Source organism: uncultured Marinobacter sp., assembly GCF_947488835.1.
Classification (GTDB): Bacteria; Pseudomonadota; Gammaproteobacteria; order Pseudomonadales; family Oleiphilaceae; genus Marinobacter.
In genome coordinates, this window is sequence record NZ_CANLBK010000001.1 from 1,643,267 (window position 1) to 1,666,171 (window position 22,905).

A 22,905-nucleotide genomic window follows, 5' to 3' on the forward strand; every position below is an offset into this window, starting at 1 on the left:
CGAGCCCGGCAATCGAAAAGACGAGATTCAATGAGATCCAGAAGCCCCCTTGTTAACCGAATTGCTATCGTTGTGTGTGCCGTTGTGCTGACATCCATTGTCAGCATGGCTACAACGCTGGCGGTTTCAAAAAGCATTGAAGGGAACGCGACGGCTATTAATCTGGCCGGCGCTCTTCGCATGGGTGCATTCCGGCTGCTAGCCCACGCAGCAGGCCCAGGAGACAGCCACAATACCCAAAAAGGCAACATCAGCAGCCTCGCAGACGAGTATGAAGCCAGCCTGTTTGACAGATTAATTACCCGCGCAATTCCCCGTTCAGCCGACCACCCACTTGCAAATCAGTACCGGGGTATCACAACCTTTTGGGAGCAGACGCTGCGCCCGGGCCTGGAGAATCACCCACAAGGCTCCCCCGTTAGCACTGAAATGCTAACGGCGACAGAAACTTATGTCGACTCAGTAAACCAGTTGGTCAGCATGCTTGAACGACGCACCGAAGCAAGAATTGGGCTGCTGCACCTTATCCAGATCATTAGCCTGGCGTTTTCCATACTCATTATTATTGCTCTGTTTGTAGACCTGAGAAACCGGGTACTCAAACCGCTTCGCAAGCTTGTCACTATTGCTACAGCGGTGGGTGAGCAGGACTTTTCCCAGAAAGCCAATATGAAGGGCAGTGACGAACTGGCACAACTCGGCAGCGCCTTTGACCAAATGAGTAGCGAACTGGCACTCACGTACAGCGAGCTTGAAGAGCGCGCTCGCAGCAAAACCGATGAACTGGAAAAAAGCCATGCGGCCCTCCAATTGCTCCATACCGCCAGCCGCAACCTGTTTGCCAACCATGATCTGTGCAGCGGCGCAGTGCCCATGTTGCAAGAGCTGGAACAGCTCCTGGATATAGGACCAATTCGGCTTTACCTACACGACAAAGAAGCTGCAGAGCCTGTGCAGGTTGTTACTACCGCCTCAACAGACCGCCCTTTCTATTGCCGGGACCACCACTGCAACGCTTGTCTGGTTACACCGGAAATCTACGACGAGCTACCGATAGAAGATAACGATGGGCGCAGGTTGCTATTGCCCATACGTACACCCGGCAAACTCCTGGGCACTTTGGAGGTGTGGTACCCTGCAGAAACCGGGCTTTCGAATACCGCTCGGCGCCTGCTGGAAACGCTTAGCGACCAACTGGCAACCGCCATTTTCCTTGAGCGTCAGATTAACGAAGAGCAACAGCTTACACTGGCCGAGGAGCGCACCGTCATCGCCCGGGAGCTCCACGATTCTTTGGCACAATCGCTGTCCTATCTGAAAATGCAGGTAGCCCGCATGCGCAGGCTGAACATTGAGGGCGACCAGAAAAACGCCCACGAGGCCATTCTGGACGAGCTGAGCACGGGGCTGAACAGTGCCTATCGCCAGCTAAGGGAATTGCTGGCCACCTTCCGGCTGAAGCTGGACACTCCTGATTTGCTCACAGCTCTGCGCAAAACTATTGAAGAGTTTTCAACGCGTTTGGGGAAACCCGTAGGGTTGAATTACAATCTACCCCCCCATGCCTTGTCGCCGAACGAGGAAATACACACACTGCAGATTGTGCGTGAGGGCCTGGCCAACGCGGTTAAACATGCCGACGCCACGGAAGTTATCGTGGATGTACTGTTTGAGTCGCCCCAAGTAAAGGCAAAAATACGAGACAATGGTAAGGGCTTGCCGGAGGACGGTCAGCCAGTCAACCATTACGGGCTGATCATCATGCAGGACCGTGCCCGTACTCTCGGTGGGCAGGTTGTGGTACAAAACCACGAAAGTGGTGGCGTTGAGGTTATCCTGACATTCGTTCCGAAAAGCCGGCACCTGATTCCCACCGAAGCACCGAGCGCCTGAATATCAAAAAATGCGGCAATTCACTTGAGCCGCCATGCAATCAAGAGAGAGGAAGCGAAGTACCATGCCCGATGTAGCGTCTGACACACCCGCCAGCATATTGCTGATCGACGACCACCCATTGTTGCGCCAAGGCATCAAACAGCTCGTCGAAATGGAAACGGACATGGTAGTGGCAGGCGAGGCGAGCAATGCCACCGACGGTATACAGCTGGCAACCGAACTTGAGCCCGACTTGATTCTGCTGGACCTCAACATGCCGGAAGTGAGCGGCATTGATGCCCTGAAAAAACTGCGAGAACTGAATGTAAGCTCCCGCATCGTGATGTTTACCGTGTCTGACCAGGAAGACGATGTGGTCTCAGCACTGCGAGCCGGCGCTGACGGTTACCTTCTGAAAGACATGGAACCGGAAGACATGATTGCCCAGTTGCGCCAGGCCGCTCTGGGAAAAATGGTGATCAGCGACAGGCTGACCACGCTGCTGGCAGAGGCTCTGCGCTCCAACAAGCCGCAACAGGCCTCGCGCCCGGATTTCGACAGCCTGACCCCTCGGGAAAAAGACATCCTGCGCCTGATTGCCGAAGGCCTGTCCAACAAGATGATTGGCCGCAAGCTGGACATCAGCGACGGCACGGTAAAAGTGCACGTTAAGCACCTGCTTAAAAAGCTCAGCCTGCGCTCCCGGGTAGAGGTCGCCGTATGGGCCGTAGAAGAAGGTCTACATAAGGGCTGAGCTATATCAAATCAAACCCAGCGCGTTTTGGGTACTCTGGGCAGTCTGAATTCACTGCCCGGAGTTGATTATGGCCCTGCCTGTGTCTATTACCCTGCCCCTCCCTCCCAAACCCCTGATCAGCGATTCTCTGGCACTGCTTTCTGAATACCTCCCATCGCCATTTCCCATACTTGGCGCCATTGATCAGTCGATCCCGATTCCCATAAAACAACTGGTTGCCGAAGCACCTCTGAATCGTTTTTTTGCTGAGGCCATTGCAGATGGTGAATTTGACGATTTTGAAGGTCGCCGTATCCGCCTGGAAATAAACGGCGGTCACCCGGGCATTACATTCGGTTTTTGGGCAGGCAGGCTCCGAGTGCTGGACGGCCCCGGCGAAGCCACCATCAGGGGCTCCCTTTTGGCCTTTAAAACCCTCGCGGAGCGCCGGCAAGATCCTGACCAGCTATTCTTCCAAAGGCGCCTGGTGGTTGAAGGCGATACCGAACTGGGGCTGGGGTTAAAAAACCTTTTGGACAGTCTGGAGTGGGATTTCAAACTCCCGAAGTTGCGTTTATTCTGACGCACTCTGTTGCTGGAGCCATATCAAACCCATGCGATCCTGTGCGATGGTTCAATAACAGACACGCAGAACCTTTACACAGAATCCTCCGCGGATTCACACAGTGAGCGCACGGAATGGACGAAGTTCAAATAATAACTCTGGCTGAAAAACTCAGCCTTACAGCGGCCTTCATCTTCTTTATGACTGGGCTTTTAACTGGCATCTGGAAATACTGGTGCATGGCCAATAGCCCGAAAGCCGCGGCACCCCGATATGTCGACATCGCCCACCGCAGCTCCCTCATGTATAGCTTTGCTGCCATGTTGCTGGGTTGGTTCGCCAGCCACAGCGTGTACCCGGAGTGGCTGAATACTCTGGCCGCCGTGTGCGCACTGGGCTTTTTTGCGCTCGCTATTGGCACCTATCTCATCCATGGTTTTTTGCGGGATACCAGCAACCAGCTGCGCAAACCTCATCGTTTGGGAACCATGACATTGCCATCCTGGATCGTTCACGGCTTTATGGTGGCTTTGATTGTGGCTGAAGTGGGAGGTTCGCTGATTCTGGGTAGCGGCGCCATGATGTCAATCTGGTGAAGACTGTTTCGGCAGAACGGATTCAGATCGCAAATTGGGGGATTGAAATGGCAACAGGCGTTGTAATCAGGCAACTCAGAACCGGGAACCTGACACCACTCGCAGGCACCGAAACACTCACTGGCATACACAAGCAGGAAATCGGCTCTGCCTACCTGAATGTGAATGGTTTGAGTGATGATCACCAGGGTGACAAACGCCACCACGGCGGCCCTGAGAAAGCCTTACATCACTTTGCCGCAGACCACTATCACAGGTTAAGGGGTGAACTGCCCGCCCCAGCCTCTGAGCATTGCCAGCCGGGCGCCTTTGGCGAAAACCTGGTGACCGAAGGCTTCACGGAAACAGACGTTTGTGCGGGTGATATTTTTGAACTTGGGGAGGCCGTTATCCAGGTCTCTCAACCCCGGCAGCCATGCTGGCGGCTTAACCTGCGCTTTGGCATTCCGGACATGTCCCAGCGCCTGCAAAACAGCCTCAGAACAGGCTGGTATTATCGAGTACTGCAGTCCGGCACGGTCAGCAAAGGCGACGTGCTGCGCCTCAAAGAACGCCTCCACGAAGACTGGCCGCTTAGCCGGGTGCTCTCTTTACTGTACGAAAACACTCTGGATAGAACAGCACTTGCAGTAATGGCCGACATTAATGAGCTGTCTCCTAACTTGAAACAGCTCGCAAAACAGCGCCTTGAAACGCAGCAGGTCGAGAGTTGGGAGGGGCGACTGTTTGGCCCATCGAAACAAGGCAGCGTAACCGGGCCATAACGTCCAGATTGCTTGCTTCCATTAGCTCCAGGGCTTTCAGCGCGTCATCTGGACGGCCTTCGTTGTGGGCAAGCACAGCACTTTTTGCATACACATGCACCAGCCTGTGAGGCTCCTCAATGGCCCGAAAATTCAGCTGGCCCGCATAACGCGTGCTCCCGTCCCCCTCATAATACCATTGCCCGAGACGACACTCGGTTTCGTCCGGCAAGCTGTCTGCTGTTTTATCCGTCAGTCCTGCGAGAATTTGATAAACCGTTAGTTTAATCTCCAACTCTTCAAGGTTGGCCAATTCAATTTCAGACAATAGCGCTGCGCTACCTAAAGCGTCTGATGACGTACCGGCCAGATCAATCAGCATAAGCAACTGATCGCGTGCCCGATCTGCCTCCGCTGCCAATTCTTCCATTTCTTTGCTGTTGGACCGGCTGGCATCTGCCACGTTTTGGGTTTGCGTCCGAATGCGCGCAATGGCGCCTTCTATTTCTTTAGTGGCCTCACCCGCTCGAGACGCAAGGCCCCTGATTTCTGTAGCAACTACGCTAAAACCACGCCCATGCTCACCAGCACGTGCTGCCTCAATACTGGCGTTAAGCGCTAACAATGACGTTTGATCTGAAACGCCATCTATTATGTCTACCAATGATGTGATGCTTCCGGTTTCTGTTTCCAGTGATTCCATTTCCCTGGCAGAGGTAGCAGCACTTACCCGCGCCCCTCCCAACCTCTGCACGAGGGTCACCATGCTATCTCTTAATTCGCCAGATTCATCCCGGGTTTTCAGCGCTTCGCTACGACGAGAGCCCAGTAGCGATGACAACTCCCCAAACGACCCTTTGAGCTCACCTAATGAGTTGCCAAACTGCCCAAGCCCGGACATCAATCGACGGCTTAAAGCTTGCTGGGCTGTTACGTTCCGCAACGCTTCAGTTTCTGAGCTGAGCTGTACCTGAAGACGCTCTTTATCTTCACTAAGTTTTGCCTGGCTCGCTTTGGCCGCCGACAGCTGCCTCTCCAGCATTTTAATCTGTTTTTTGTACCGTCCAAAAAACATAGTATCACTCCACCGCTCATTAGGTTCATATTATATGAATGTTACTGATTGAAGGGTGTACGGAAATGTAACAACACTCGGTGCCTTGGCGAGTCGATGCTATGCCCGCCCGCCAGCGTGATGCCCGCCTCAGCAAAAACAGCGCGAGCACCATCGATCACTTGTCCAGCAACCTCGGGCGCCAACTTGTCTACTGGCCACCCCAAAATGGCAATGCGGCCAAAATCGTAGGGCTCATCCACCACTGGCATAAAGAAATCCGTGGTGCTAATAATCCCTTTGCCATTACCTATGTCTGCAACGGCCGCAGCCCGCTCCGTGGCTGAATTTGGTCAACCTGACATTCAAGCAATCATTCCTTTGCCGTTAGAGGCTGGAGGGTGGCACCAGATCCATTCCGGGCTTGCCATACCAGTACCCATTACAAGGCGGTGCCTCAACCAGTTGCAACGGATCAGTTGCCGGAATCTCCCCGCGGCGCACTTGGTCAAAGCGTCGAACAACCTCTTCCATGCCTTGATGTTCCGGGCTCAGGCGCACAGTGGCCACGCCCATTTTGTCCATATCCGGCATTTCCCGCATCAGGTCGTAGCGAGAGCCAGACAAGGTAGATGTGCCATTCAAGCGAAACAGTTCCTGGGATTCCCGGGAGCGCAATTCCAGCCCATCCGGATGCTGCAGGCAGCGGAATTCGCAGTTGTCTTTAGGCAGGTTGTAGTGGCGGGCCGTAAAGCAGCGGGATGACCAGGCAAGCGGTAGAAAGCCCCAAGCGAACACTTCCGCCGGTAAATCCAGCCCTTCCGCTTTCAGCTCCGCAATCAATTGCCGCAAGGTTTCCTGGCCCAGTTCCACCGGCAAGCTCCATCCCTTCAACCCCTGCTTTGCCAATAGCTTCAAGGTGGCGCTGTTGTAAATGTTCATTGAAGGGCCGGTCACAAATGGCAGGCTATTCTGGATAGCCAACTGCAGTGCACTTTGATCATTTGCCTCGATCAAATACTCCTGCTGAGTACAAATTTTGCGCAACGCCCGCAGATCTGCCTCCGATTCGATCAGAGTTTGCGTGGAGAGCACCACCTGCTTACCGGAATCCTTGAGCACACCGGCAATCTCCAGCCAATCCGCCAGCCGAAGCTCGCGGCGGCGGGAACAGACAGTTTCCCCCAAGTACACCGTATCAACCGGCCATTCAGCAGCATTAGCGTAAAAATCAAACACGGACTGCTTGGACCAAAACCAGAGGATCGGGCCCAGAGAAAGTTTCATCATGGGTTGCTCAGCCTTATTTCCATTTGCGGTGGTAGGCGCCAATAGTGGTCAGGCCACCTTCCGACAAGCCCGCCAAGGTACTATTCCAGACGGGGTCCACACGAAAGCCTTCAATGTCGGAGCTGACCCGGTCCAGCGCTTGTCGCCAGGTGCGAGCTACGTCCGCAATGTAAGACGGACTACGTTGGCGTCCTTCAATTTTCACGGCACTGATTCCCAGCTCTTTCAGCTCCGGGAGCAAATCCAGGGTATTCAGGCTAACCGGCTCTTCAATGGCGTGGTAAACGCTGCCTTCCACTTCAAAACGGCCTTTGCACAATGTTGGGTAACCCGCAGATTCACCTTTGCCATAGCGGTCAATCAGCACATCGTTGAGACGGGATTCAAGGCCACTTGGCGTTTCCTGCCAGCGCACAGCTTTGGCCGGCGAACAGGCACCACGGGTGTTTGGGGATTCATCGGTCAGGTAGGAAGATAGGTAGCATCGCCCCTCAGCCATGATGCACAGGCTGCCAAACGCAAACACCTCCAGTTCTACCGGGCTGTGTTTTGCGACACCGCGCACCTGATCTATCGAAAGTACCCGGGGCAGCACGGCTCGACGGATATCAAAGTTGTCTTTATAAAAACGCAGAGCCTCGTAACTGGTGGCCGAGCCCTGTACCGAAAGGTGCCGGTGCACCTGCGGGTGTTTGTTGGCGGCATACTCCAGCAAGCCCATATCGGCCAGAATAATCGCATCCACACCCAACGCAGCAGCCCGGTCGACAGCAGATTTCCAGGTTTCCCAGCCATCTGGCTGCGGGTAGGTGTTGATAGCACAGAAGACTCTCGCACCTTTGCTGTGCGCGTACTCGATGCCCTCGCCTGCGCGTTTGTCGTTAAAGTTGAGTCCTGCGAACTGGCGGGCATTGGTGCTGTCTTTGAACCCCAGGTACACCGCATCGGCTCCGTTATCCACCGCTGCTTTCAGTGCCGGCAGGCTGCCGGCCGGGCAAACAAGTTCCATAGACGCTCTCCCCCCGTAAAAGTTGCACAAACCATACGCGGGCGGGCCCCTTCGGGCATTGACCTTTATCAGCAGAGCTTCGGATACCCGAAAGTAACCTCTCAGGTACCTATAAAGTGGTACTCCACGCACCATTACGTATTGTCAGATATTCCCTTCTAATACATGCAATTAACATTAAAAAACATAGAGTTACCGGCATATACCTACCTCCGAAATACCCCGTCGTGCCAATGGTGGGAGCGACTACACTTATTCAAAATGGGCACCATTCATGCACCAAGGTGATTCCGATGAAAAACACCATCAACAACCTTTCCATGCGAGGAAAGTTAACCACGCTTGTCGTGCCTGCATTGCTGGTAATTATCTACTTTGCGGTTGAGAGCATCACACTGAATGCGGGGCAGCTAAGCGATATGCAGCAGCTACGCTCGCTGGTTCAGCTCGCAAGTATCGGCGACCCTCTGATCGAGACGCTTCAAAAAGAACGTGGCCGCTCAGCTGTTGTACTCTCAGCCGGCTCCGACCAGGACGCCGCGCGCAAACACAAACAGGCACTGGCCACCCAACGCAGGCAAACGGATGAGCGTATATCCGGCTACCGCTCACGCCTTACCAACCTCCAAGTGAACGAAAGCTTCGGGCCCGAACTCGCCAGCAGCATTCAAAGCTTGTCGCAAGGATTGAATGCATTGGACCGTCTTCGCAGCAATGTCGACAGTGGTTCCCTGAGCGCTCTGGATGTCGGGAAGCAATACACGCAACTGATTGCCGGGTTACTTAACCGCATCCCCTTGATTATTTCACGCTCAACAGACCCGGCACTTACCCGGGATATCAATGCCTACTACGCCCTGGCAGAGGCCGCCGAAGCGGCAGGCAAAGAGCGTGCAGCGGGCGCGGCTCTTATAAGCAGCGGAGACTTTGATCTTCCTGCCATTCAGAGAATCGCAGCTTTCGAAGGTCATCAGGAGGCCTTTACCCGGGAGGCAGGTGCCATGCTGATTGCCGACCCCGCAATGCTTGCGGAACTGAACAGGCTTCCCGAAACTGAAGAGAGCCGCAACCTGCTGGAGAAACGCGACACGCTGTTCAGCAGCCCCTCCGGTATGTACGCACTGGATTCAACTGAGTGGTTCGAGATCACAACGGAACGGTTGGGCAACCTGAATCAATTCCGTAAGACCCTGCTCGATCGCACCTTCGAGGCGGCAGTCGAGGGCGCCGAAGACGCCCGGGGCGATCTGCTCGTTGCATCCGCAATAGCGGCGGCGGCCATTATTATCGTTTTTGCACTGATAGTACTGATGGTCAGTGTGATAAACCGGCAGATCAACAGCTTGCTCGATGGCGTGCGGTTTGCCATGGACAACAAGGATCTCACCCGGAAAATCCAGGTCTCCAGCAAAGACGAAATCGGTAATATCGGGCGAGCAATCAACGAGCTCTTCAGCAAGTTTGGCGATGCGCTTCAGCAGATCGATAAAGCCAGCGTGCAACTTGCAACAGCAACCGAAGAGACCAGTTCGACTGCTAATCAAAATGCGACACAAACCAAAAGCCAACAGTCGCAGATAGAGCAAGTTGCCGCAGCAACAGAGGAAATGTCTGCTACTTCCGAGCAGATTTCCCAAAATACTCTGCAAGTCGCTGATGCTGCCAATAACGTTATGGAACGAAGCCGAACCGGGGAAGAAGTTTTGCAGAGCAGTGTAAGGCGCATTCGCTCACTGGCGAGCTCAGTAAATGACGTGAACACTGTAATCGAACAACTGGAAAGCCGTAGCAGCAGTATTGTGGAGGTTGTGGATGTGATCCGGAAGGTCGCAGATCAGACTAACTTGCTGGCCTTGAACGCTGCCATTGAGGCAGCTCGGGCGGGAGAACACGGCCGGGGCTTTGCTGTCGTGGCTGATGAAGTTCGTGCCCTGGCTCGCCAGACTCACGATTCCACCACGCAAATTGAAGACATTGTTAATGGCTTCAAAGTAATCACTGATAACGCGAGCCTGTCTATCACTACCAGCCACAAGCTTGCCAATGAAACCAGCGAACAATCTTCAGAACTGGAGCAGACATTTGCCGCTATTCTGGGTGACATCAACAGTATTTCTGACATGGCCACGCAAATAGCCACAGCATCCGAGCAACAGGTGGCTGTCACCCGGGAATTGGCGGGGAACATGGAGGCGGTCAGCGAAGTAGCCATACTGACTCTGACCGGCTCTCAGGAAATTTCCCACGTAACCGGCGAACAGGCGCGACTGGCGCGGCAGCTGCAGGATCTGGCAAATGATTTCAAAGTGTCAGCGGCCTGAATTAGCCAGGCCAGAACAAAAACGGGAGCCCGTAGGCTCCCGTTTCACAGGCTTGATCGTCAGACCATATTGCTATCAGTCTTGCGCGCCTGTACGGCATCTTTGATAACCGCACTGCAAATCACGGCCAGTACTCCCAGCGTCAGCGCTGGCCAAACCAGAATATAAGTTCCATAGACGAGTTCACTCATGAACGTGCTCCTTGAGGGATCATTGTGGGTTCATTTTCATTTTCATCTGCAGGCGCGTCATAGCTTCCGACGCGCTGCTTGATCAGGTCAAAATCGAATCTTTCCTGGCTGCGCAGAGTCATTAGGGTGCACACGATGGCGCTGGCACCGTAGGCTGTCAGGGACGCTGTAAGAACCATGTAGTCCCGCAGGAAGCCTGTGGCATAAATCAGCAAAATCACGCCGGAAACAGCCCCGACAATCAGGCCCACCACGCGGCCAAAGAAACCAAACGCCATCAGCCCGAACACAACCGCGCCGCCAACAGAGGCCAGTATTTCAAAGAAAAGCACGGTCGCACCGGTCATTTCCAGCAGTTCAAAACGGGCAATACAGAACAGGGCCATGGCGACGACAACAGACCAAGTAAATGCCGCGTTGGTTACCCTGTCCCAGTAGCAGCTGATAATGACCGGGAATACGATCGCGCCCCAAAGCGCGCCAACGAACACCAGCATCACCAGAATATCCAGTGAAAAACTGGCGAATATCAAACCAGCCACGGTTGCCACAATCATGGTGGAACGGCCAATCAGCAGCATTGTTTTAGGATTGGGGTTGTCCCCGGCGATGTTTTTGCCATAAATGTCGGCCATCACAATGGTCGACAGGGCAGACAAATCCGAATCGGCGGTAGATGATAAAGCACCGATCACCAACACAAAGAACAAACCCACGAATACCGGGGGCAAGTAGGTGGACACCATCTGCGGGATCAGGTTATTCATGTTGCCATTTACCGGCTCCACCCCGACCGTTAATGCCATCAACCCAATCATGCCAAGGCCGATAACGATGGCTCCATAGCCAAGTGTTGCGGTAACAAAGGTACGTTTGATGTGCTTTTCCCGCACCGCAAACAAGCGCTGGGATATGGTTTGGTTGCCAATGGCATAGGCAAGCACTGCCACAAAGAAAGGCGCCCCCTGGTTCATAATCGCATCAACAGAGAAGAAATCAGCCTGCTGGCTGGTGAGATTCTTCATGCCATCAACCATTACAGACGGCCCGCCTACAGAAAACAGTACGGCGGGGATGATGACAACGGTAATAGCCATCAACGCGACTAGCTGCGCAAAGTCTGTAAATACAGAGGCCCGGAAGCCTGATGTGAGCGTGTAACTGAGCACCCCAACTCCGGCAACGATTACGCCTGTCTGGAAAGACAGAGGCGAAAGCACAGATACCAACGCGCCCGCAGCGGTGAAGTTCACCATCAGGCTGATAATACTGCCCAGAATGTTGGAGCCAGCCAGAATCAATTGGCTGGACGACCCGTGGCGGGCATGGATGAGCTCACCAAGGGTATGGCCATTAGGCGCGAGCTTGCGGAAACGCCGACCAAACGGGTAGATGAACAGAATCATCAACGCGCCCCAAAGGCCGTAATGTATCGGGCCGGACACACCGTAGGTATAGCCAGAGGTAGCCGCCGCATAGAAGGATGCCGCCCATATCCAGGTTGCGGTCATACTGGCCGCGCCCATGCCAAAACCTACGTTATGACCCGCAACCATAAAGCCAGACGTATCTTCTTCTTTTTTGCGAATCAGCAGGGTGAGCAAATAGGTGCCGCCGTAAAAGCCGACCAGCAAAATCACGATTGTCAGTATTGAGAACTGAACAAAGTCACTTTCGTTCAAACCAAAACCTCTTTACTACCGCAGTGCCATCTGAACAGCGTGCGAACACACATATTCGATTACTTGGGGCACAAGTATTCAGAAAGACCGCAGAGCGCGGAAAATGAAAATTACGGGAACACCATGGGGTGTCAGCGAAAAGCAGCGATGCTAGTTCGCCAAGGCATGAAGGTCGCTAAAGAAAGCGGAAGTGAATATAGAGCCTTGAAATTTGTTTAGTCGTCATTGCAATTGCAGCCTCTTCTGCCCTGAATTTATCTGGCGGCGGCTGTTTTTAGACCAAAAACGAGGGTCACAAAAGAATTACTACAAGCGCAAAGCCTTTAATCCAGAGCGTTTATTCTGAAAGGAAGCACTAGAAGTTACTCGATATACAGAAAAGAGTCCAGTATTTAGAGGTCATAACAATTTCCCGGGGCACTGGCGCCCCGGGAATAGCGCAAATGAACAATTCAGATGATGCGTGAAAACCGCTGGCTGGCGCCCTCTTTACGGTAAAAGTCGAATATCTGGCAAATGGCGCGAATCAACAGCCGGCCTGCAGGCTCCACCTGCAACACCCGGCCATTGTCACCAATAAGTTCATCGGCCATCATCGGTTTCAGGCGAGAAAGCTCGTCAGCAAAGTAGCTATCAAAATCTTCCTGCCACTCATCTGAAAACTGCTGGCGATCCAGACGGAACTGACAAATGAGCTGCCCAATCACCCAGCGGCGAATGCGATCGTCCCGGGTCAGGTTTACGCCTTTGGTTATCGCCAACTGGCCAGCATCAATGGACGCTTCCCAGGCAGGCAGATCGTGATTGTTCTGGAAGTAGGCATCATCGGTCTGGCCAATAGCTGACACACCCAGGGAAACCAGATCGCAGTCCGAGTGGGTGGTGTAACCCTGGAAGTTCCTATGCAATCGTCCTGCGCGCTGTGCCACAGACAGACTGTCATCCGGCTTGGCAAAGTGATCCATGCCGATGTATTCGTAACCGGCTTCAAGCAAACGGTTGATGGTGTTGTGCAAAATGGTCAGCTTTTGCTGGGGTGTTGGCAGGGTGTCATTTTTGATGCGCGTCTGCGGATAAAAACGGTCTGGCAGGTGCGCATAGCTGAACACAGACAACCTGTCTGGCGACATTTCAAGCACTGCTTCCAGAGTTTCCGCGAAACTCTCCGGCGTCTGGTATGGCAAGCCGTAAATCAGATCGAGGTTGATAGAGCGGAACCCTAACTCCCGGGCCTCACGCAGCACCGCTTCGGTCATTTCCCGGGGCTGAATGCGGTTAACGGCTTTTTGGACTTCCGGATTTACATCCTGCACACCCAGGCTGATACGGTTAAAACCCAGTTTCCAAAGGGTTGGTAGAGTTCCCTCATCCACTTCACGGGGATCAATCTCTACGCTGTAATCACGGTCCTCACTGCTTTGCAGGTTGAACAGTTCACCGTAGCCTTCCATCAATTTCTGCATCACTTCATTGGGCAAGAAGGTCGGGGTGCCGCCACCCCAGTGCAACTGCTTTACCGGACGGTCAGAGCCAAACAGCTTCGATTGCATGGCGGCTTCTTTCAGAACACGCTCCACATAGGGCATGGCCTTGTCGTATTTTTTGGTAATCACCTTGTTGCAGGCGCAGTAATAACAAAGGTGCGCACAAAACGGCAGGTGGGTATACAGAGACAGTGGGCGGTTGCTGGCCTTGCTGCGAGCAGCGGCCTCTACCATCTGCTCAATCGGGTAGTTCTGATTAAACTCCACAGCCGTCGGATACGATGTATAACGCGGACCGCTGAGATCGTAACGCTTGATCAGCGCATCATCCCACATGAACTCAGGAAGGGTTGATTCAGAAGTTTGCGGTGCGGGTTTGGAGGTCATAATTAAAGCTCTGAGCGCGTGATGTGTGGTACCAGCCGGATAGCCGCGCATTTTAGGCTATGCAGGCTGAGCACATCTTGATGCGAGTCATTTCGACAGCTGTGTGCTTACCATTGACCGGATTTTAACAGCTTGGCAACTGAACCACCCTTATGCCTAGTGCGTATTCAGGCTACCTACAATGGGTTAATTGCCGAAATATTTCTCACGAAAACAAGCCAAAAATAGCCTGTCAAAAATACCGGAGAAGCGTGAGGCGTTGCTCAAATGGGGAGAGAGCCTGTTGCAGCAGATTGAAATTATTTGAAAAAAGTACTACAACTGCTAGTGTCCTATGCACTTCACATCTAGCCGAAACAATGGAATGAGCGGTCACTATGGAATACCGGCCACGGGCACTCGGCACCCTTGCATTTTTTATTGTTCCAGCATGCCTGGCCCAGCCACCTGAACTGGAGCTTGTCACCTTTGATGCCCCGCCCTATCAGGTGGTTGAAATAATTGGAAACGGGCACCGCAGTATAACCGGCGAAACCGTAGACACGGTAATCTGTGCCTCAGAACTGGCCGGATGGTCTGCCAACATTACCCTCGCGCCCCAGAAGCGAGCTATCTATTCACTCCAAAAGAACAGCGTAGACGGCTATTTCGCAGCAGACCCTTCTGCAGAGCTGGACACCATCGCAAGCCGCAGCAATCCCGTTGCTCTGGAGAAATGGTACTTCTTCACTCAAGACCCACCCGCCGAGCCAGATCTGCGACGCATAGGTGTTGTGGATGGCAGTAACGAGGAAGCCTGGCTGTTGGCAAATGGCTACGAGGTGTATCTGAGCGTCACTTCGCCGTCGCAGCTCCTCGCGCTACTGGAGAGAGGGCGAATTGATGCCGCCCTAATGGATGAGCGGGTTATGGTATGGCTACGCGCCAGGAATGAACTCTTAACAGAAAGCCTCAATTCGCACTTCCTTCGCTATGCACCTCTTCACTTTTACGTAGCTGAGACCTTCCAAAAGGCACACCCGGAATTTTTGCCCGCGTTCAACAAGGCACTCCCAAGCTGCACAGCCAAAACACTGACGCCCACCAGCCGGGAAATAAAACACATTGAATCTCTGACAAAGCGATTGCTGGCAGAGCTCACAAAGCTGCTGAACATACAGCAGGCTCTGAAAGCCGGCCCGCAACCAGGCACGTTCGCCGACGTACTCAACATCGACAGCAAATGGCAGGCTCTGGCACCAAAGACTATGCCACCACTGGCAGCGCATATTCTGGCCCTGCCAGCATCAAAAACCCTGGAAGTATGGCAGAGCTCCTATCAGGGCCTGGTCACAGAGGTCATGCTAGTCAACAGCATGGGAAGCATTGCCGCCATGAGCCAACTCACCTCTGACTATTGGCAGGGCGATGAGCTCAAGTTTCTCGAGGTGGCAGGGCCGGAACTGGCGGCCGATCCACAGGATCGAAAACCGTTTTTCATCTCCCCCATACGATACGATCAATCAACCGCAAGATTTCAGATTACTGTGAGTGCTCCGATCGTTTTGGGCAGCGAGAACACACCAAACGGTGTCATCGTAATCGGCCTGGATATAGAAAAGGCCATGGGTATTTAAGGCGGCCCAACCTCGCAGGCAAGCACCAGCGCCCATAATTCCGAGAAATCATTCACCACCACATCGGGCTTGTCCGGATGCTTGTGGGTGCCCGGAAATATACGGTTCAACCAGGGCAGATCCCATTGTGCGCCGTTGAAGAATACGGAGGTCATACCCGCACGTTTGGCGGCAATCACATCGGTGGTGCTGTCACCCACGTACCAAACGCTGGGGTCGGGCGGGTAATCCAGCTTCTGCACCGCCAGCAGGAGTTGATCCGGATGGGGTTTGCGCAGAGGGGTGTCATCACCGCACACGTCCACATCAAACAGCTCCACCCAACCGGTGTCTTCAACTGCCGCCAGTTCATGCTCGAAAAACTCACGGTCTCGGTTGGTGATCACCCCCACCTGAATATTCAGACGCCGCAAACCTTCCAGCACCGCCCGCACTTTCGCCTCAAAGGCTTTTACCGTGCCATAGTGATTGCGGTAATGGTGATTGAAGGCCTTGTGGGCGATCTGCTTTGCTTCCTGATCATCACCAAAAAGCACTTCAAAAATATCCGTACGGGAGATCTTTCGGTCGGCTTTAACCTTGGGATGGAGCTTGGCAAACTCTCGCACATAGGCCACCAACCGAGCATCTTCCGGCGTTTTGCTGTCTTCAGGGGCAACCATGCGCGCCATCAGACCAAGCTTGTGAAAATCCGGGAACATGTCATCCACTGCGTGGTACATGGCGTCGAGGGTGTCTACAAGCGTGGCGTGCCAATCAAACAGTATCACTTCGGGCCGTATAAGCTTGACCACGGCCGGGTGCCAATCCGGTTCTATGCGAGGCTCGGGGCGAGCGGGCGGCGGGAAGGGGCCGGGGCGAACAATTGCCGGAGAACGCCGGAACGTCTCCGGCTTACCCTGCTCGATCTGGTCAAGCAGATCCATCAGTTCTTCAAAGCTGTCCAGCACTGCAAGCGGCGCATCACGACGGGTAAACCAACTGCGAATCCGGTCCGCTTCCCACTGGGCGCCGTTATAAAACACACCTGAAATGCCTGCTCGATGCGCTGTCAGCATATCCACGTAGCTGTCGCCAAGGTACCAGGCGCGCTGGTCTGCGGGGAGGTTCAGCTTCTCAAGAATTGTGTTGATTATTTGGGGGTCAGGTTTGTATTCGGTGACATCATCGGCGCAAATCGCCACCTCGAACAGATCCTGCCAGCGCCCCTCATCAACGGTTTTCAATTCCTTATCAAAAAACTCCCGGTTTCTGTTGGTGGCCACCGCCAAACGAATGCCCATGGCTTTCAGGGCCGACAGGTACTCATAAGCTCCCGGTTGAAAGGGTCGAACCTGCCCGAAGAAACGCCGGTACGCTTGATTGTAGGCTTGGTGCGCAATCAGCTTGGCCGCTGTGTTGTCACCAAAGATGGCATTGAAGATGTCTGTTCTCGACACCCTGCGCTCCGCCAGAATTCGCGGGTGCAGGCGCCTGAAAATGCGTATGTAGCGAACCAGCCTCGCATCGTCTTCGGTGCGGCACTGCTCTTCCGGCAGCAGCTGATCCACCAGCCCCAGTTCTTCCAGCTGCGGTAGCATCTCCTCCATGGCGCTGAACATAGCGTCGTGGGTGTCCACCAAGGTTCCGTGCCAATCCAGTATCAGCACCGAAGGAGCAGACAGGCGTTCACTCATGCGGTCCATAAACAGTCCTTGGGCATTTCAGAGGCCTATAGACAGATGCTATCCATCAGTTAGTTCACAAATGGTAGGGTTACCCTCTACCATAACCAAAACAGCCCCACCCTGACACACGCCAGATCAATAATACTCAGGAAGTGCATATACGATGAAAATCGGTGAGATATCCCAACACTCAGCCGTTGCCGTGGAAACCATCCGATACTACGAAAAGATCGGTTTGTTGCCGACACCGGAACGGGACGCTAGCGGCTACCGCGCTTATCGTAGAGCACACCTGGATCGACTCCTGTTTATAAAGCGCTGCCGCAATCTGGATATGGCTCAAGATGAAATACGCGAGTTAATCCGGCTTTCTGAAAACCCCGAAGCAGATTGCCAACAGGTGGATGAACTGCTGGCCAGCCATCTCAGCCATGTGCGGGAGCGACTCAAGGAGCTCACAAACCTCGAAAACACTCTGCAGCAATTGCAAAGGGCCTGCTCAGATGCGGGAACCGTGCAGGAGTGCGGCATTATGGGAGGGCTTAGCAGCGCTGACCTTGAACCCTCACCACGTAACGCTGGCGACCATGAGAACCATGTTCCCGGAACCCACAAGCCGGGGAAAAGCTAACGGTTTTATAAAGTGTGAGCTCAGGGGGTTGACTCTGTAGTAGCTATAGGGTTTTTAATGCAAGCCTACCCATTCAAGGAGGTGTTTTATGGCCTGCAGCTGCTCTGGCCCCGAACTGAAAACCCCTGGCACCGGCTTTCGTCGCGCGCTCTGGATTGCGCTCTGGGTGAACCTGGCCATGTTTTTCGTGGAAGGTGTTGCCAGCCTGACTTCTGGCTCTGTATCGCTAATGGCGGATGCCATCGACTTCTTCGGCGACAGCGCCAACTACATCCTGTCCCTTTGCGTTTTGAACATGGGCCTGCTCTGGCGCGGCCGTGCGGCGATGGTCAAAGGCATTACCATGACGGCTTTCGGTGCGATTGTCTGGGCTCGCGCTCTATGGGTCTTGCAGCAGGGCACCACGCCTGAGCCTTTAACCATGGGCTCGGTTGGCTTGTTGGCGCTGGTCGCTAACCTCTCTGTGGCACTTATTCTTTTCAAGTTTCGTGATGGTGATTCGGATATGCGCTCGGTTTGGCTGTGTAGCCGAAACGATGCCATCAGCAACCTGGCTGTAATGGCTGCTGCTTTGGGTGTGTTCGGAACCGCCAGCGCCTGGCCAGACCTTGTGGTCGCCGCCATTATGGGCACTCTCGCAATCACCGCCGGCGTGAGCGTGGTGCGTCATGCCCGCCAGGACATTACCAATGCAAAACAGGCTTCAGTGGCCGACGCCGCGCTGGAAGTCCGATAACTCGTACTGGTACTCGTCGTCAGCAATCATTTGATGCCCGTCGTAATCGATGTAGACGGGGAAACCGTAGCGGGGGTCGTAATCTACTGTTAGCCGGTGAACTTCCCCCTGCTCGGCCCGTTCGATGAATCTGAACAGACCGGGGACGGTCAGTCGCTCGACATCAAGTTGGCCTGGGTCCTGAATCGACTGTTCAAGCCCTGTTACGTCGACCAGTTTGCCGTCAGCCACCGTGACTCGGACAGGCTGGCGCAGATCCGCCGGACAGAAACAGGATTGCTGAACCGTTATCTGATAATCAACGATGCCTTTGTCGCTCCATAGCGCCTGAGCCTGAGCCAGCGTCTCAGGCGTATTTTCAGATTTTCCAGTAGAAGCATCGGATGCAGCTGTGCCACATCCGGAAAGCAACAAAGCCATCAAGAATACTGACACGGGTAGCGGTTTCGTTGACCACAACGCCATCATTTTAACCGCGTCCGGCGAGCAGCTACCGCAAACACTCCCAACAGCAACCAAGCCAGATTGAAGGCTCCACCGCCGCCACTATCAGACCTGTAATTGCTATTCGTCGGTGCATCCGGTGCAGAAGGCTGGGTGTCTTCATTGCCTGGTTCTTCAGGCACAGCGGGTTCGTTTGGAGCAAGCGCTATTCGGGTCATCAGCTCATCGTTCTGCGGTAGAATATCCTTCACCTCGCCGCTGTCGCTGATCAGGGTTGCGCTCTGTAGCAGGTTGAACGAGACACTGCTGCCAGCTTCAGCCTGAATACTGAGCCTGAGCCCAGATCTTGCTACTACTTCGGGGCAACGGAAGCCATCTGAGTTATCAGCCGGGCCCGTCAGACTACATGCGTTACCGCCGAGACTAACGCCAACCAGGCGCCCTTCTCCCTTACCAACCACGCCGCCAACAGTAATGCGATCAGCCTTTTGCTGGCTGGCATCCTGGTAATCAACCTGAAAATTCGCCTGAAAAGAAGCCCCTTGTTTCACTTCTGAAGGGTTACCGCTGACTGCAGACAAAGAGACATCCGCCGGGAAGTTAAAACACTGTTCAATCACCCCAAGCGAGGAGATTTTTTGGGTCATTGAATCATAGGAACAACTTGAAAAGCTGCTCACATTGCTATTGACGCTCGGCCCCATAATGAACTGACCGGACTCGCACGCCTCACCTTCCCCGCCCTGACCATCATGCCTCGCACCCAGGTTATGGCCAATCTCATGGGCAACCACCAATGCTGTGACAGTGTTGCTATTAAATGCATTGGTAACGCCTGTAGCATATCGACCAGTACCGCAGAGAGAGCCAACCCAGGCCATGCCGGCCGTGCTGCCATTGAAATCCCGGCCACTGACAAAGTGGAAAATGGAGCGATCACTTTTCAGAAAGCGGACAGCGCCCGCCGCGCGCTTGTCACTAACATCCGAGAGCAAATCACCAGCTTCTGTTGTTTCACTGAATACTCTGTCCTGAGCGCTATCGAGAAACGTCAGCGACAGCGTATCGAAAATAATACCGAGCTGGTCTTTGTAAAAGCCTTCCACCATATTCAGAATCGCACCGGCCCGCGCTTCAGGTTTCGCAAAGCGCTCCTGAAACTGCTGATCAAACGCCAGCTCCAGTTCCAGCATCAGGCAAGCACCATCAACCTTGTCTGTACAGAGCACATCGTAGTTTTCGGTTACGGCTCGAGCCATTGCGGGGCCAACCAGGCTTTCCGGCGTAATCATGGATTCGCCGTGAAGGTGGTTCACACCGCATTGCGGTGGCTCTTCGATGCGACTGAAGCTGAACGTGGCAGGCATATCGTTGCCGCCAATGGTGTGCATCCGCCCGAAGGCATAGGCCATGCCTTCCCAGCTATTATCCAGGAAAGAAACACGCACCCAGCTTTCCGGGTCTTCCGGAAAATAGCCTTCGTAATGTTCACCCTCATTGGACCCAAATCGCAGGTTCCGCTTGAGATGTGCATCGTAGTTGTGGCCGTCGATCCACACCGGTTGAACCTTTCCGGTTTCGGCTACCGCAGGCATTGCCCACAAAACGGACAGAAAAATGATGGATACAACACTGGGTATGAACCTGAAAATCATGGTAAAACTCTACATTAGAAGGTTTTTTCGGAAATTTACCGAATATCGGGCCAGCCTGCCACGGAGGCTGCGTAACGTTATGTGTTTATGACAACTGAGTCCCGAATTTCACCACTGCGCCATTGGCGACGGTTTGCCTTGCTGGCGATGGTTCTGGGTGCCTGCACATTCATGCCGCCAGCTCTGTTGGAATGGTCTCGCAGTGGCCTGGAGAGTTACGAATACTGGCGCTTGTTAACCGGCCACTGGGTTCATCTTGGCGCTGAGCATTTAGCGTTGAATCTTGCAGGTTTGGCAATTATCGGCTTGCTGTTCAGGCGGCACCCCCCTTTAACCGCCTGGGTTGCGTTCCTGCTCATCTCGCCGGTACTCATTTCACTGGGCCTCTTATGGCTCGTACCAGATCTGGCATGGTACCGAGGCTTTTCAGGCACCCTGCACGGGCTGCTGGTTTATACGGCATTCTTTAACCTCAGCACTGAGCGGCGATGGAGCCTTCTGGTGCTGGCGGTTGTATCGTTGAAACTGGCTCTGGAGAACCTCGTCTATGCGCAATCAGCTGAAAACTCTTTCATCGGTGGCCGCGTCATTCAGCAAGCTCATGGGCTAGGAGCCCTCACTGGGGCGCTCGCAGGGTTATTGCCGATCCTGGCAAGAAAGCTGTTCAGAAAGCCAGCGAAATCATCACCGGTATAAACACCAGAGCAAACAACGTTGACAGCATAACCGTCCCCGCGGCCTGTCGCGGGGACGTATCCAGCAAGGTGGCAATGACAACTGTGTTGGCGGCTATGGGGGTAATCGAGATCAGGAAAATAGCTTGATGGACGGCCGGCTCATAAATGCCTAAAAACTGTGAGTCCAGCCACCAGAATACCGTTGCCAGTACCGGCCAGGCCACAAACTTGCCGAAAAACGCCAGCGCCGTAAACCGCATATTGCCCGCCAGCCCACGAAAGCTGCTGATACTCATACCAATAATCATCATGCCCAGAATGCTGTAGGCACCGCGCAGGTTATCGAACAGCGGTACAAACACTTCAGGAATACCAATTTCTGAAAGGTTAAGAACGACGGCGACCAGAAAGGCGTATACCGAGGGCAATTTGACGACGCGCAAAAGTGAATCTTTCAGATCATGCCGGCCCCGCGCTGCAAGGTAATACCCCACCGAACTTTCGAACAGGGTGACACCCAGCATGCACACGATATAGAGCGCCAGCCCTTCTTCGCCAAACAACAGCAGCGCCACCGGTACGCCAAAATACCCCGTATTCCCCGAAGCGACACATAGGGGAATCATGCCGGCACTGCCATCGGTCAACACCCGCCTCGCCAACCTCAGGTGAGCGAGAGCAATCACCGTTGCAAACCCGAACACCAAAAATGGCAGGAGGATGACTTCCGGCGAAAGTGGTGCAGCCATCACGCCAGAGAACACCACGGAGGGCGTAACAATGTAAAGCATGATGCCCGCAATATGCTTGCCACTGGCCTCCAGATAACGGCCCGCCACCCATCCAAGAGCAACCGTTACGTATAGCGGAATCAGCTTGATAAACAACGCCAGTGCTGCGGCCATTATTTCTCCGGGTATTTGGGCAAAAAGCAGGGCGTGAAGTCTAACAGCTACCCATCAAGAGGTAACTCCCCTGCGCAGTGGTGTGATTTCTGTCTTTGCTTGATAATCGTCAACAGTATTTCGGATACATCTTTATATCCTAGTAATGCAGTCAGGTATTCCACAACGACCAAGGAGAGAGACCAATGGCCGAACGCTTTACCAAAAGCATGGCCAGAAACATATATCTGGGAGGAAGCACGTTCTTCATCCTGCTGTTTCTGGTTCTGACTTTTGACACCCAATCACGGGCTATGCCCGAAAGAGATAACAGGGATCAGCTAACCGAAGAGGTTGTCCGGGGCAAACACGTCTGGGAAAACAATAACTGCGTAGGCTGCCACTCCCTCATGGGCGAAGGTGCGTATTTTGCACCTGAACTTGCCAACGTATTCGACCGTCGTGGCGCGGCCGACAGCGACGTCTTCAAGGCATACATGAACGCCTGGATGAACGCCATGCCCACGAACGTGCCCGGCCGCCGGCAGATGCCGCAATTCAACCTGACCGACCAGGAAATCAACGATCTGTCCTCATTCCTCGAATGGACATCCAAGATCGACGACAACGGCTGGCCACCAAACATCGAAGGGTAAAGGAGA

At 53.8% G+C, this 22,905-nt stretch carries 21 protein-coding genes and 1 pseudogene; 11 read left to right on the forward strand and 11 right to left on the reverse strand.

Annotated features, from left to right (window positions below):
* Positions 1 to 30 precede the first annotated feature (30 nt).
* From Q0824_RS07615 to Q0824_RS07635, 5 genes are all read left to right on the forward strand, one after another.
* Positions 31 to 1,893 (forward strand): histidine kinase, encoded by a 1,863-nt coding sequence (locus Q0824_RS07615; RefSeq protein ID WP_298449007.1) that lies wholly within the window; start codon positions 31 to 33, stop codon positions 1,891 to 1,893.
* Positions 1,894 to 1,957: 64 nt separating this feature from the next.
* Positions 1,958 to 2,629, forward strand: coding sequence for a two-component system response regulator NarL (narL, locus tag Q0824_RS07620; RefSeq protein ID WP_298449009.1), 672 nt, complete (start codon positions 1,958 to 1,960; stop codon positions 2,627 to 2,629).
* A 70-nt stretch (positions 2,630 to 2,699) separates the two neighbouring features.
* Positions 2,700 to 3,194 carry an SCP2 sterol-binding domain-containing protein gene (locus Q0824_RS07625; RefSeq protein ID WP_298449010.1) on the forward strand — a complete coding sequence of 165 codons (495 nt, stop codon included), beginning with the start codon at positions 2,700 to 2,702 and terminating at the stop codon, positions 3,192 to 3,194.
* A 116-nt stretch (positions 3,195 to 3,310) separates the two neighbouring features.
* A complete protein-coding gene (locus Q0824_RS07630; protein ID WP_298449011.1) occupies positions 3,311 to 3,772 on the forward strand; it encodes a hypothetical protein in 462 nt (153 codons plus the stop codon).
* Entirely contained in the window at positions 3,769 to 4,536 is a 768-nt protein-coding gene (locus Q0824_RS07635) for an MOSC domain-containing protein (RefSeq protein WP_298449012.1), read from the forward strand. Before Q0824_RS07630 ends, Q0824_RS07635 begins: the two co-directional genes overlap by 4 nt.
* On the opposite strand, the gene Q0824_RS07640 is transcribed toward Q0824_RS07635, so the two are convergent.
* From Q0824_RS07640 to Q0824_RS07655, 4 genes and pseudogenes are all read right to left on the reverse strand, one after another.
* Entirely contained in the window at positions 4,430 to 5,590 is a 1,161-nt protein-coding gene (locus tag Q0824_RS07640) for a methyl-accepting chemotaxis protein (protein WP_298449014.1), read from the reverse strand. The two genes, Q0824_RS07635 and Q0824_RS07640, sit on opposite strands and share 107 nt — an antisense overlap.
* 86 nt (positions 5,591 to 5,676) lie before the next feature.
* Positions 5,677 to 5,916 (reverse strand): annotated as a pseudogene (locus tag Q0824_RS07645) (AIR synthase related protein); the annotation flags it as partial.
* Positions 5,917 to 5,956: 40 nt separating this feature from the next.
* Complete coding sequence (locus Q0824_RS07650; protein ID WP_298449015.1) at positions 5,957 to 6,859, reverse strand: U32 family peptidase; 903 nt, start codon at positions 6,857 to 6,859, stop codon at positions 5,957 to 5,959.
* A 13-nt stretch (positions 6,860 to 6,872) separates the two neighbouring features.
* The gene (locus Q0824_RS07655) at positions 6,873 to 7,868 is read right to left on the reverse strand and encodes a peptidase U32 family protein (RefSeq protein ID WP_298449016.1); all 996 of its coding nucleotides are present in this window, start codon (positions 7,866 to 7,868) and stop codon (positions 6,873 to 6,875) included.
* A 293-nt stretch (positions 7,869 to 8,161) separates the two neighbouring features.
* Here Q0824_RS07655 and Q0824_RS07660 point away from each other — a divergent pair, with 293 nt between their 5' ends.
* Entirely contained in the window at positions 8,162 to 10,189 is a 2,028-nt protein-coding gene (locus Q0824_RS07660; protein WP_298449018.1) for a nitrate- and nitrite sensing domain-containing protein, read from the forward strand.
* 59 nt (positions 10,190 to 10,248) lie between these two features.
* Here Q0824_RS07660 and Q0824_RS07665 read toward each other — a convergent pair whose 3' ends face one another.
* From Q0824_RS07665 to hemN, 3 genes are all read right to left on the reverse strand, one after another.
* Entirely contained in the window at positions 10,249 to 10,380 is a 132-nt protein-coding gene (locus Q0824_RS07665; RefSeq protein ID WP_298449020.1) for a putative transporter small subunit, read from the reverse strand.
* Positions 10,377 to 12,062 carry a sodium:solute symporter family protein gene (locus Q0824_RS07670; RefSeq protein WP_298449021.1) on the reverse strand — a complete coding sequence of 562 codons (1,686 nt, stop codon included), beginning with the start codon at positions 12,060 to 12,062 and terminating at the stop codon, positions 10,377 to 10,379. The genes Q0824_RS07665 and Q0824_RS07670 overlap by 4 nt, the downstream gene beginning before the upstream one ends.
* 452 nt (positions 12,063 to 12,514) lie before the next feature.
* Positions 12,515 to 13,933, reverse strand: a complete 1,419-nt coding sequence (gene hemN, locus Q0824_RS07675) for an oxygen-independent coproporphyrinogen III oxidase (RefSeq protein ID WP_298449023.1) — start codon at positions 13,931 to 13,933, stop codon at positions 12,515 to 12,517.
* 377 nt (positions 13,934 to 14,310) lie between these two features.
* On the opposite strand from hemN, the gene Q0824_RS07680 reads away from it, so the two are divergent.
* Positions 14,311 to 15,549 (forward strand): transporter substrate-binding domain-containing protein, encoded by a 1,239-nt coding sequence (locus tag Q0824_RS07680; RefSeq protein WP_298449025.1) that lies wholly within the window; start codon positions 14,311 to 14,313, stop codon positions 15,547 to 15,549.
* On the opposite strand, the gene Q0824_RS07685 is transcribed toward Q0824_RS07680, so the two are convergent.
* Positions 15,546 to 17,234, reverse strand: a complete 1,689-nt coding sequence (locus Q0824_RS07685; protein WP_298449027.1) for an HAD family hydrolase — start codon at positions 17,232 to 17,234, stop codon at positions 15,546 to 15,548. The genes Q0824_RS07680 and Q0824_RS07685 overlap by 4 nt on opposite strands.
* A 145-nt stretch (positions 17,235 to 17,379) precedes the next feature.
* Here Q0824_RS07685 and cadR point away from each other — a divergent pair, with 145 nt between their 5' ends.
* Together cadR and Q0824_RS07695 are read left to right on the forward strand one after the other, a co-directional pair.
* Positions 17,380 to 17,847: a Cd(II)/Pb(II)-responsive transcriptional regulator gene (gene cadR, locus Q0824_RS07690; protein WP_298449028.1), complete on the forward strand. Its 468-nt coding sequence runs from the start codon at positions 17,380 to 17,382 to the stop codon at positions 17,845 to 17,847.
* An 88-nt stretch (positions 17,848 to 17,935) separates the two neighbouring features.
* Positions 17,936 to 18,583, forward strand: a complete 648-nt coding sequence (locus Q0824_RS07695; protein ID WP_298449029.1) for a cation transporter — start codon at positions 17,936 to 17,938, stop codon at positions 18,581 to 18,583.
* On the opposite strand, the gene Q0824_RS07700 is transcribed toward Q0824_RS07695, so the two are convergent.
* Both Q0824_RS07700 and Q0824_RS07705 read right to left on the reverse strand, forming a co-directional pair.
* Positions 18,551 to 19,018, reverse strand: a complete 468-nt coding sequence (locus Q0824_RS07700; protein ID WP_298449030.1) for a DUF6174 domain-containing protein — start codon at positions 19,016 to 19,018, stop codon at positions 18,551 to 18,553. The genes Q0824_RS07695 and Q0824_RS07700 overlap by 33 nt on opposite strands.
* A 29-nt stretch (positions 19,019 to 19,047) precedes the next feature.
* A complete protein-coding gene (locus tag Q0824_RS07705) occupies positions 19,048 to 20,682 on the reverse strand; it encodes a M12 family metallo-peptidase (protein WP_298449031.1) in 1,635 nt (544 codons plus the stop codon).
* Positions 20,683 to 20,769: 87 nt separating this feature from the next.
* Between Q0824_RS07705 and rrtA the strand changes: the two genes are divergently transcribed.
* The gene (rrtA, locus tag Q0824_RS07710; RefSeq protein WP_298449032.1) at positions 20,770 to 21,378 is read left to right on the forward strand and encodes a rhombosortase; all 609 of its coding nucleotides are present in this window, start codon (positions 20,770 to 20,772) and stop codon (positions 21,376 to 21,378) included.
* Here the strand turns inward: rrtA and Q0824_RS07715 are convergent.
* Positions 21,347 to 22,264, reverse strand: a complete 918-nt coding sequence (locus Q0824_RS07715; protein WP_298449034.1) for an AEC family transporter — start codon at positions 22,262 to 22,264, stop codon at positions 21,347 to 21,349. The two genes, rrtA and Q0824_RS07715, sit on opposite strands and share 32 nt — an antisense overlap.
* A 185-nt stretch (positions 22,265 to 22,449) precedes the next feature.
* Between Q0824_RS07715 and Q0824_RS07720 the strand changes: the two genes are divergently transcribed.
* Complete coding sequence (locus Q0824_RS07720) at positions 22,450 to 22,899, forward strand: cytochrome c (protein ID WP_298449036.1); 450 nt, start codon at positions 22,450 to 22,452, stop codon at positions 22,897 to 22,899.
* Positions 22,900 to 22,905: the final 6 nt, after the last annotated feature.